9 protein-coding genes are annotated in these 11,207 nt (G+C 58.7%); all 9 read left to right on the plus strand.

Annotated elements, in window-relative coordinates; genetic code table 11:
* The first annotated feature begins 82 nt into the window (after positions 1-82).
* The 9 genes from pyrR to pyrF all read left to right on the plus strand — a co-directional run bounded on the left by pyrR (position 83) and on the right by pyrF (position 11,127).
* Complete coding sequence (gene pyrR, locus CV944_RS02065) at positions 83-622, plus strand: bifunctional pyr operon transcriptional regulator/uracil phosphoribosyltransferase PyrR (protein WP_014195396.1); 540 nt, start codon at positions 83-85, stop codon at positions 620-622.
* Between the two features lie 157 nt (positions 623-779).
* The gene (locus tag CV944_RS02070; RefSeq protein ID WP_100663794.1) at positions 780-2,081 is read left to right on the plus strand and encodes a solute carrier family 23 protein; all 1,302 of its coding nucleotides are present in this window, start codon (positions 780-782) and stop codon (positions 2,079-2,081) included.
* Positions 2,082-2,250: 169 nt separating this feature from the next.
* Positions 2,251-3,177, plus strand: a complete 927-nt coding sequence (locus CV944_RS02075) for an aspartate carbamoyltransferase catalytic subunit (RefSeq protein WP_100663795.1) — start codon at positions 2,251-2,253, stop codon at positions 3,175-3,177.
* The gene (locus CV944_RS02080) at positions 3,140-4,426 is read left to right on the plus strand and encodes a dihydroorotase (protein ID WP_100659522.1); all 1,287 of its coding nucleotides are present in this window, start codon (positions 3,140-3,142) and stop codon (positions 4,424-4,426) included. Before CV944_RS02075 ends, CV944_RS02080 begins: the two co-directional genes overlap by 38 nt.
* Before the next feature lie 2 nt (positions 4,427-4,428).
* Positions 4,429-5,523 carry a carbamoyl phosphate synthase small subunit gene (locus CV944_RS02085; protein WP_100659521.1) on the plus strand — a complete coding sequence of 365 codons (1,095 nt, stop codon included), beginning with the start codon at positions 4,429-4,431 and terminating at the stop codon, positions 5,521-5,523.
* Positions 5,516-8,713: a carbamoyl-phosphate synthase large subunit gene (gene carB, locus CV944_RS02090; RefSeq protein WP_100659520.1), complete on the plus strand. Its 3,198-nt coding sequence runs from the start codon at positions 5,516-5,518 to the stop codon at positions 8,711-8,713. The genes CV944_RS02085 and carB overlap by 8 nt, the downstream gene beginning before the upstream one ends.
* Complete coding sequence (locus CV944_RS02095; protein WP_100659519.1) at positions 8,710-9,483, plus strand: dihydroorotate dehydrogenase electron transfer subunit; 774 nt, start codon at positions 8,710-8,712, stop codon at positions 9,481-9,483. Before carB ends, CV944_RS02095 begins: the two co-directional genes overlap by 4 nt.
* A complete protein-coding gene (locus CV944_RS02100; protein ID WP_100659518.1) occupies positions 9,480-10,421 on the plus strand; it encodes a dihydroorotate dehydrogenase in 942 nt (313 codons plus the stop codon). The genes CV944_RS02095 and CV944_RS02100 overlap by 4 nt, the downstream gene beginning before the upstream one ends.
* Complete coding sequence (gene pyrF, locus CV944_RS02105) at positions 10,393-11,127, plus strand: orotidine-5'-phosphate decarboxylase (RefSeq protein ID WP_063330454.1); 735 nt, start codon at positions 10,393-10,395, stop codon at positions 11,125-11,127. Before CV944_RS02100 ends, pyrF begins: the two co-directional genes overlap by 29 nt.
* The last annotated feature ends 80 nt before the right edge of the window (positions 11,128-11,207 follow it).

Here is an 11,207-nt window from a genome sequence, read left to right on the forward strand (position 1 = left end):
CAGGCGGGAACGGCCTGGTTGGCGCGCCGCCTGCGGAAACACGCTGGCCGCGGCGTGCATGCGCTTTTAGGAGGTGGACGGAATGCAAAAGGCGGTCGTGATGGATGAACAGGCGATTCGCCGCGCCTTGACGCGCATCGCCCACGAAATCATCGAGAGGAACAAAGGTATTGAAAATTGCCTATTGGTCGGCATTAAAACGCGCGGCATTTACTTGGCGCGCCGCTTGGCTGAGCGGATCGAGCACATCGAAGGGGCGTCCGTTCCCGTCGGCGAGTTGGACATTACGTTGTACCGCGACGATTTGACGGTGAAGACGGACGACCATGAACCGCTTGTGAAAGGAACGAACGTGCCGTTTCCGGTGAGCGAGCGGAATGTCATTTTAGTCGATGATGTGCTGTTTACCGGCCGGACGGTGCGGGCGGCGATGGATGCGGTCATGGATTTGGGCCGCCCGTCGCGCATCCAGCTCGCCGTGCTTGTCGACCGCGGCCATCGGGAACTCCCGATCCGCGCTGATTTCGTCGGCAAAAACGTGCCGACCTCCCGTTCGGAGCTGATTGTCGTCGAGCTTTCCGAAGTGGACGGCGTTGACCAAGTGTCGATTCATGAGAAATAAAACAGCTCCCTTTTAAGCGCAGTCCCGTGAGGCTGCAAAAGGGGCGGAATCGTTTCGGGCGTTTCTGCACCCTCTTTGCGCCTTCATGGGCAAAGAGGGTGTTTTTGTGCACACTAAAAAACGAACTTCGCTCATTTGGCGAAAGGAGAGGCGAAAGATGAACAAACCGGTGTTGGATATTCAAGACCGCCCGACTGTGGGGCAATGGGTGACGTTAAGCTTGCAGCATTTGTTCGCCATGTTTGGGGCGACGATTTTAGTGCCGTACTTAGTCGGGTTGGATCCGTCGATCGCCTTGCTCACAAGCGGGCTCGGGACATTGGCGTTTTTGCTCATTACGAAATGGCAGGTGCCGGCGTATCTTGGCTCCTCGTTCGCCTACATCGCGCCGATCATCGCGGCGAAAACGGCCGGCGGCCCGGGAGCGGCGATGATTGGCAGCTTCCTCGCCGGATTGGTGTACGGGGTTGTCGCCCTCATCATTAAAAAAGCCGGCTACCGCTGGGTGATGAAGCTATTGCCGCCGGTTGTCGTCGGTCCGGTCATCATCGTCATCGGTCTCGGCTTAGCCGGCACGGCGGTCGGGATGGCGATGAACGGCCCGGACGGCAAATACAGCTTGCTCCATTTCTCGGTGGCGCTTGTGACGCTCGCGGCCACGATCGTCTGCTCGGTGCTTGCGCGCGGCATGTTGAGCTTGATTCCAGTGCTTGTCGGCATCGTTGTCGGCTACGTTTACGCCCTCGCTGTCGGACTGGTTGACTTGTCGAAAGTGGCGGCGGCCAAATGGTTCGAATGGCCGGATTTCTTGATTCCGTTTGCCGATTATCCGGTGCGCATCACTGCCGAGATCGTCATGCTCATGGTGCCGGTGGCGATCGTCACCTTGTCCGAACATATCGGCCACCAGCTTGTGTTAAGCAAAGTCGTCGGCCGCGACCTCATTCAAAAACCGGGGCTGCACCGCTCGATTTTAGGGGACGGAACAGCGACGATGATTTCCGCCTTGCTCGGCGGCCCGCCGAAAACGACGTACGGGGAAAACATCGGCGTGCTCGCGATCACCCGGGTTTACAGCGTCTATGTGCTCGCCGGCGCGGCGGTCATCGCGATCGCCTTTGGCTTCGTCGGCAAAATCACGGCGCTGATCAGCTCGATTCCGACGCCAGTCATGGGCGGTGTGTCGATCTTGCTGTTTGGCATCATCGCCTCGTCCGGATTGCGGATGCTCGTTGACAGCCGCATCGACTTCGGCGCGACGCGCAACTTGGTCATCGCCTCGGTTATCTTGGTGATCGGCATCGGCGGAGCGGTGCTGAAAATCAGCGACAGCTTCCAAATTACCGGGATGGCGCTCTCGGCGATTGTCGGCGTCCTGCTCAACTTAGTGCTGCCGGGGCGTCCGCAAGAAGCGGAAAACTTATTTGAAGCTGAAAACGACAGCGGCCATGTTGCCTAAATCGAATACAAAACACCTTTTAATTAAGTCCCGTGAGGCTTAAAAAGGTGTGAAAACAGGCGCATCCAGGGCCGGAGTGCACCTTCTCCGGTTCTGCCATGCGCTGATCGTCACACCTTGCCCAGCCGGCAAGGTGTTTTTTTGCAAAAAAAGAAAGGGAGAGAGGCCAATGACCCATCTTTTTACATTGAGCGAACTGCCGCTTTCCGACATCACCCGGCTGCTTGATGAAGCGGAAGCGTTCCGCCGCGGCCGCGCTTGGCGCCCGGCCGCGCCGATGTATGTGGCCAACTTGTTTTTCGAACCGAGCACGCGCACGAAATGCAGCTTCGAGATGGCGGAACGAAAGTTAGGGCTTCACGTCATTCCGTTTGACCCTGAACACTCGAGCGTGCAAAAAGGGGAAACGCTGTACGACACGGTAAGAACGTTGGAAGCGATCGGTGTTGACGCTGTTGTCATCCGCCATCACGAAGATGCCTATTTCGAGGCGCTCCGCCATTCGGTTGGCGTTTCGATCATTAACGCCGGTGACGGCTGCGGGCACCATCCGACCCAATCGCTCCTCGATTTGCTCACGATTCGCCAAGAGTTCGGTGCGTTTGCCGGGCTGACGGTCGCGATCATCGGCGACATCCGCCATAGCCGCGTTGCCCGTTCCAATGCGGAAGTATTGACAAGACTCGGCGCGAACGTCCTGTTTGCCAGCCCGGACGAGTGGAAAGACGAGACGAACGTGCACGGAACGTATGTTGATCTCGACGAGGCGGTGGCGAAAGCCGATGTTGTCATGCTCCTGCGCATCCAGCATGAACGCCACGCCGAAAAAATGGGATTGACAAAAGAAGAGTACCACCGACAATACGGGCTGACGCTCGAACGGGCGCGGCAGATGAAGCCGGGCGCCATCATCTTGCACCCGGCGCCGGTCAACCGCGGGGTCGAAATTGCGAGCGAACTGGTCGAAGCGAAACCGTCACGCATTTTTAAACAAATGGAAAACGGCGTCTACGTGCGGATGGCGGTCTTAAAACGGGCAATGGAAGGGAGAATGCAATATGGCCGTATGGTTGAAAAATGGCATGTCGTTCAATGAACACGGACAATTGGTACGGACACATATCAAAATGGAACAAGGGAACATTGCGGCGATCCGTCATGAACAGCCGCTTGCAGCCGATGGGGAAGAAGTGATCGATGTCAGCGGCAAACTTATTGTCCCCGGCTTGATCGACTTGCACGTTCATTTGCGCGAACCAGGCGGCGAGGCGAAAGAAACGATTGAAACGGGCACGCTCGCCGCGGCGAAAGGCGGTTTTACGACGGTTGCCGCCATGCCGAACACAAATCCGGTGCCGGACCGGAAAGAACAGATGGAACGGCTGCAAGCCCGCATCCGCGAAACGGCGCACGTCAACGTGCTTCCGTACGCGGCGATCACGATCGGGCAAAAAGGGGAAGAGCTGGCTGACTTTGCGGCGCTCAAAGAAGCGGGAGCGTTCGCGTTCACCGATGACGGCGTCGGCGTCCAGTCGGCTGGGATGATGTTTGAAGCGATGAAACAGGCGGCGGCGCTCGATATGCCGATCGTCGCCCATTGCGAGGACGATACATTAAAAAACGGCGGCGCGGTGCATGACGGCGAGTTCGCCCGCCGGCATGGGCTCGCCGGCATTCCATCCGTCTGCGAAGCGGTGCACATCGCCCGCGACGTCCTGCTCGCGGAAGCAGCGGGATGCCATTATCACGTCTGCCATATCAGCACGAAAGAGTCGGTGCGCGCCGTCCGCGACGCGAAGCGGGCCGGCATCCGCGTCACGGCCGAAGTGACGCCGCACCATTTGCTCTTGTGCGACGAAGACATTCCAGGGTTGGATGCAAACTACAAAATGAACCCGCCGCTGCGCAGCCGCGCGGACCGCGAGGCGCTCATTGAGGGCCTGCTCGATGGCACGATCGATTTTATCGCTACGGATCATGCGCCGCATACAGCAGCGGAAAAAGCGAAAGGCATCGAGGCGGCGCCGTTTGGCATCGTCGGGCTCGAGACGGCGTTTCCGCTCCTATATACGCATTTTGTCAAAACAGGCGTGTTTACATTAAAGCAGCTTGTCGATTGGCTGACGATCAAGCCGGCGCAATGTTTCGGCCTCAAGGCCGGGCGGCTTGCCGTCGGGGCGCCGGCGGACATTGCGGTCATCGATTTGGAAACGGAAGAAGCGATTGATCCCGAGACGTTTGCCTCAAAAGGGAAAAATACGCCGTTTGCCGGCTGGGTGTGCCAAGGCTGGCCGGTGATGACGTTTGTCGGCGGTACACTCGTATGGGAGAAAGGAAGGGCGTAAAGATGAAACGGCAGCTGATTTTAGAAGATGGTTCGTTTTTTGTCGGCGAAGCGTTTGGCAGCTTGAAAGAGACGACCGGCGAAGTCGTGTTTAACACCGGCATGACCGGGTATCAAGAAATTTTGACCGACCCGTCGTATTGCGGGCAAATTGTGACGATGACGTATCCATTGATCGGCAACTACGGCATCAACCGCGATGACTTTGAAGCGATCCGCCCGTACGTGCACGGATTCATCGTCAAAGAAGCGTGCCTCATGCCGTCCAACTGGCGCGGAGAACTGACGCTGGATGAGTATTTAAAAGAAAAAGACATTCCGGGACTCGCGGGCATTGACACGCGCAAACTGACGCGCCTTATCCGCCAATACGGAACGTTAAAAGGGATGATCTGTGGGCTAGATGTCGATCCGGTGGAAGCAGCAGCCAAGCTGCGGGCGATGGAGTGGCCGCGCGACCAAGTGCGGCGCGTCTCAACAAAAAGCGCCTACCCAAGCCCGGGGCGCGGCGAGCGCGTCGTCTTGATCGACTTTGGGATGAAGCACGGCATTTTGCGCGAACTGAACAAGCGAAACTGCGATGTCATCGTGTTGCCGTACAATGCGACGGCGGAAGACGTATTGAGCTGGCATCCGGATGGGGTCATGCTTTCCAATGGACCGGGCGACCCGAAAGACGTGCCGGAAGCGATCGAGATGATCCGCGGGATTCTCGGCAAAGCGCCGCTCTTTGGCATCTGCCTCGGCCATCAGCTGTTCGCGTTGGCGTGCGGGGCGAATACGGAGAAAATGAAATTCGGCCATCGCGGCTCGAACCATCCGGTCAAAGACTTGCGCACCGGCAAAGTCGCCATCACGGCGCAAAACCATGGGTATACGGTCACGCACGAGTCGCTTTCTGGCACGCGTCTTGAAGTGACGCATGTCGCCTTAAACGACGGCACGGTCGAAGGGCTCCGCCATCTCGATTTCCCGGCGTTTACGGTGCAGTATCATCCGGAAGCGTCGCCGGGGCCAGAAGATGCCAATCCGCTGTTTGACGAGTTTTTGGCGCTCATCCGTGAGTTCAACAAGAAAGGGGAAGTCATCCATGCCTAAACGCCGCGACATCGAAACGATTTTAGTCATCGGCTCGGGGCCGATCGTCATCGGCCAGGCGGCCGAGTTCGACTACGCGGGAACGCAAGCGTGCTTAGCCCTAAAAGAAGAAGGATACAAAGTCATTCTGGTGAACTCAAACCCGGCGACGATCATGACCGATACGGAAATCGCCGATAAAGTGTACATGGAGCCGCTGACGCTTGAGTTTGTCGCCCGCATCATCCGCAAGGAGCGGCCGGACGCGATTTTGCCGACGCTTGGCGGCCAAACGGGCCTTAACTTGGCGGTTGAGCTCGCCAAGGCCGGCGTGCTTGAAGAGTGCGGCGTCGAAATTCTCGGCACGAAGCTCGAGGCGATCGAAAAGGCGGAAGACCGCGAACAGTTCCGCGCCCTCATGAACGAGCTTGGCGAGCCGGTGCCGGAAAGCGCGATTATTCACAGCCTGGAAGAGGCGTATGCGTTTGTCGAACAAATCGGCTATCCGGTCATCGTCCGCCCCGCGTTCACGCTCGGCGGCACGGGCGGCGGCATTTGCACGAACGAAGAAGAGCTTGTCGAGATTGTGTCAACTGGCTTGAAGATGAGCCCGGTGCATCAATGCTTGCTCGAGCGGAGCATCGCCGGCTACAAGGAGATTGAATACGAAGTGATGCGCGACGCCAACGACAACGCGATCGTCGTCTGCAACATGGAAAACATCGACCCGGTCGGCATTCATACGGGTGACTCAATCGTCGTCGCCCCGAGCCAGACGTTAAGCGACCGCGAATATCAGCTTTTGCGGAACGCGTCCTTGAACATCATCCGCGCCCTTGGCATCGAAGGCGGATGCAACGTCCAGCTCGCGCTCGACCCGGACAGCTTCCGCTATTACGTCATTGAAGTGAACCCGCGCGTCAGCCGCTCGTCGGCGCTGGCGTCAAAAGCGACGGGGTATCCGATCGCGAAACTGGCGGCGAAAATCGCCGTCGGGTTGACGCTTGACGAAATGATCAACCCGGTCACCGGGAAAACGTACGCCTGCTTCGAGCCGGCGCTCGACTATGTGGTGACGAAAATTCCGCGCTTTCCGTTTGACAAATTTGAATCGGCGAACCGCCGCCTTGGCACGCAAATGAAAGCGACCGGCGAAGTGATGGCGATCGGCCGGACGTTTGAAGAATCGCTGTTAAAAGCGGTTCGTTCGCTCGAGATCGGCGTGCACCATCTCGAATTGAACGAAGTAAAAAACGCGGCGGATGACGTGATCGAAAAACGGATCCGCAAGGCGGGCGATGAACGGCTCTTTTACATCGCCGAGGCGCTCCGCCGCGGGGTGACGGTGGAGACGCTGCATGAATGGAGCCAAATCGACCGCTTTTTCCTGCATAAGATTCAAAACATTATTGAGATGGAAACGGTCTTGAAAAACCACCCGGGCGACCTTGACGTGTTAAAAAAAGCGAAGGGGCTCGGCTTCTCCGATGCGGCGATAGCGGCGTTATGGAACAAAACGGAGCGCGACATTTACGCGCTGCGCCGCCAACGAGGCATCGTGCCAGTTTACAAAATGGTCGATACGTGCGCAGCCGAATTCACGTCGGAAACGCCGTACTACTACAGCACGTACGAGGAAGAAAACGAATCGATCGTGACGGAAAAACCGAGCGTCATCGTGCTTGGCTCCGGCCCGATCCGCATCGGCCAAGGGATCGAATTTGACTATGCGACCGTCCATTGCGTCTGGGCCATTAAGCAGGCCGGCTATGAGGCGATCATCATCAATAACAACCCGGAAACGGTCTCGACCGACTTCAGCACGTCGGACAAACTGTATTTCGAGCCGCTGACGGCCGAAGACGTGATGCATGTCATCGACCTCGAGCAGCCGATCGGCGTCATCGTCCAATTCGGCGGTCAGACGGCCATCAACTTGGCGGCGGAACTCGAGGCGCGCGGCGTCCGCTTGCTTGGGACAACGCTTGAGGATTTGGACCGCGCCGAAGATCGCGACAAATTTGAACAGGCGCTCTCGGAACTCGGCATTCCCAAACCGGCCGGCAAAACGGCCGTTTCGGTCGAAGAAGCGGTCGCCATCGCCGAAGAAATCGGCTACCCGGTGCTCGTCCGTCCTTCGTACGTGCTCGGCGGCCGGGCGATGGAAATTGTCTATAACCGCGAGGAGCTGCTTCATTACATGGAACACGCCGTGCGCGTCAATCCGCAGCACCCGGTGCTCGTTGACCGGTACATCACCGGCAAGGAAGTCGAAGTCGATGCCATCGCCGACGGCGAGACGGTCGTCATCCCCGGGATCATGGAACATATCGAGCGGGCCGGCGTCCATTCCGGCGATTCGATTGCCGTCTACCCGCCCCAGACATTAAGCGCGGAAGTGATCGACAAGATCGCGGATTACACGATCCGACTGGCGCGCGGGCTGCATATTGTCGGGCTGTTGAACATTCAGTTTGTCGTCTCGGGAAGCGACGTCTACGTCTTGGAAGTGAACCCGCGCTCAAGCCGCACGGTGCCGTTTTTAAGCAAAATCACCGGCGTGCCGATGGCGAATCTCGCCACGAAAGCCATTTTAGGGGCGAAGCTCGCCGACATGGGCTATGAGACGGGCGTCTGTCCGGTGCGCCCCGGTGTGTACGTGAAAGTGCCGGTGTTCTCGTTTGCGAAATTGCGTAACGTCGACATTTCGCTCGGCCCGGAAATGAAATCGACCGGCGAAGTGATCGGCAAAGACATGACGTTTGAAAAAGCGCTCTATAAGGGGCTCGTCGCCTCGGGCATCCAGATCCAGCCGCACGGGGCGGTGCTGTTGACGGTGGCCGACAAAGACAAAGAAGAAGCGGTCGAGCTGGCGCGCCGCTTTGCCGACATCGGCTATCAGCTGCTGGCGACGAACGGCACGGCGGAAACGTTGAACGCGGCCGGCATTCCGGTGACGGTCGTCAATAAAATCCACTCGGCGTCGCCGAACATTTTAGATGTCATCCGCCAAGGGAAGGCGCAAGTCGTCATCAATACGCTGACGAAAGGGAAGCAGCCGGAAAGCGACGGCTTTCGCATCCGCCGCGAAGCGGTCGAAAACGGCATCCCATGCTTGACGTCGCTTGATACGGCAAGGGCGATGCTGCAAGTGCTCGAATCGATGACGTTCTCGACAACAGCGATGACGGAAGGACTGGTGCAGTCATGATCGGCCGCGAACGAATGACGGTCGCAAGCCAGCGGTTGATCGCCGAGCGGACGTATGAATTGACGCTTTCCGGCCGCCTTGTGCAAGAGATGAAGCAGCCGGGCCAGTTCGTTCATGTGAAAGTGGCCGCATCCGCCGATCCGCTCCTGCGCCGCCCGCTCAGCCTTTGCCGCATCGACCGCAAGCAGGGCCAATGCACGATCATTTACCGCCAGGAAGGGAAAGGCACGGCGCTGTTGGCGCAAAAACAGCCGGGCGACACGGTCGATGTGCTCGGCCCGCTCGGCAACGGCTTTCCGCTCGAGGCCGCGCCGGCGGGCAGCCGGGCGCTGCTAGTCGGCGGCGGCATCGGCGTCCCGCCGCTCTATGAACTGGCGAAACAGCTCACAAAGCGCGGTGTCAAAGTAGTGAGCGTGCTCGGGTTTCAAACGAAAGCGGCGGTCTTTTACGAAGAGGAATTTGCCGCGTTTGGGGAGACGTATGTCGCAACCGATGACGGCTCGCACGGAACGGCCGGGCGCGTCACCGATGTGATCGAAGCGCGCTCGCTCGAGTTTGACGTCTTGTACGCCTGCGGTCCGAAGCCGATGCTTCGGGCGCTTGCGGAACGGTTTCCGAACCGGCCGGTGTACTTGTCGCTCGAGGAGCGGATGGGCTGCGGCGTCGGGGCGTGTTTCGCCTGCGTCTGCCATGTGCCAGGGAGCGAGACGGCGTATAAAAAAGTATGCAGCGACGGCCCGGTGTTTCGGGCCGGGGAGGTGGTGCTATGAACCGGCTTGCGGTCGAACTGCCGGGTCTTTCGCTCAAAAACCCGATCATGCCGGCGTCCGGCTGTTTTGGATTTGGCCGCGAGTACGCCCGGTTTTACGATTTAAGCGTGTTAGGCGCCATGATGATCAAGGCGACGACAAAAGAGCCGCGCTTTGGCAACCCGACACCAAGGGTGGCAGAAACGCCGGCTGGGATGTTAAACGCCATCGGCCTGCAAAACCCCGGCCTTGACAAAGTGCTCGCAGAAGAACTGCCGTGGCTTGAACAGTTTGACGTACCGATCATCGCCAACATCGCCGGTTCGACGATGGAAGAATACGTCGAGGTAGCCGAAGCGATTTCGAAGGCGCCGAACGTCCATGCGCTAGAGCTCAACATTTCCTGCCCAAACGTGAAAAAAGGCGGGATTGCGTTCGGCACCGTGCCGGACGTGGCCGCCGAGCTGACGCGGCTTGTCAAAGAAGTGTCCGCCGTGCCGGTTTACGTGAAGCTGTCTCCGAACGTCACCGACATCGTCGCGATGGCGAAGGCCATTGAACAAGCGGGCGCCGATGGCTTGACGATGATCAACACGCTCGTTGGCATGCGCATCGACGTGAAAACAGGCCGGCCGATTTTGGCCAACGGCACCGGGGGCTTATCCGGCCCGGCGGTCAAACCGATCGCCATCCGCATGATTTATGAAGTGAGCCAGGCGGTGTCGATTCCGATCATCGGCATGGGCGGCGTGCAAACGGCGGAAGACGTGCTCGAGTTTTTCTACGCCGGCGCGAGCGCGGTTGCGGTCGGCACAGCCAACTTCGTCGATCCGTTCGTCTGCCCGACGATCATCAACGACCTGCCGGCGCTGTTGGATGACCTCGGGATCGGCCACATTTCCGAATGCATAGGAAGGAGCTGGAAGACCGGTGCACACGCCGTTCATTGTCGCGCTTGATTTCCCATCAAAACAAGAGGTGGAGCGGTTTTTGCGGCCGTTTGCCGGAACGCCGCTGTTCGTCAAAGTCGGCATGGAGCTGTACTATCAGGAAGGTCCAGCCATCGTCGCGTTTCTCAAAGAACAAGGACATGCCGTCTTTTTAGACTTAAAACTGCACGACATTCCGAATACGGTGAAACAGGCGATGAAAGGGCTCGCCCGTGTCGGCGCCGATTTGGTGAACGTCCACGCCGCCGGCGGCCGGCGCATGATGGAAGCGGCGATCGAAGGGCTTGACGCCGGCACGCCAAGCGGAAGAATGCGGCCGCGCTGCATCGCTGTCACCCAGCTGACAAGCACGGACGAGCGAATGCTTCATGAGGAGCTGTGGATTTCCCGCCCGCTTGTGGAAACAGTCGCCCATTACGCCGCCTTGGCGAAAGAAAGCGGCCTTGACGGCGTCGTCTGTTCAGCGAACGAAGCGCCGCTCATCAAAGAACGGTGCGGCGCCTCGTTCCTTGCCGTCACCCCGGGTATCCGCTTTGCCGATGATGCGGCGCACGACCAAGTGCGCGTCGTCACGCCAAGGAAAGCGCGTGAGCTCGGCGCCGACTACATCGTCATCGGCCGCAGCCTCACCCGCGCCGCCGATCCGCTCGGGGCGTATGCCCGCCTGCAACACGAATGGAACGGAGGAGAGAGAGAGTCAACTACCCCCACTTAGCTAACGCTTGAAGTGGGGGCTTGCAACTCCCCAGAAGTGCAAACGGACTTCGTCCTCCTTCCTTGACTTGGGGTTGCATC

This window comes from Geobacillus sp. WSUCF-018B (assembly GCF_002809985.1).
GTDB lineage: Bacteria > Bacillota > Bacilli > Bacillales > Anoxybacillaceae > Geobacillus > Geobacillus thermophilus.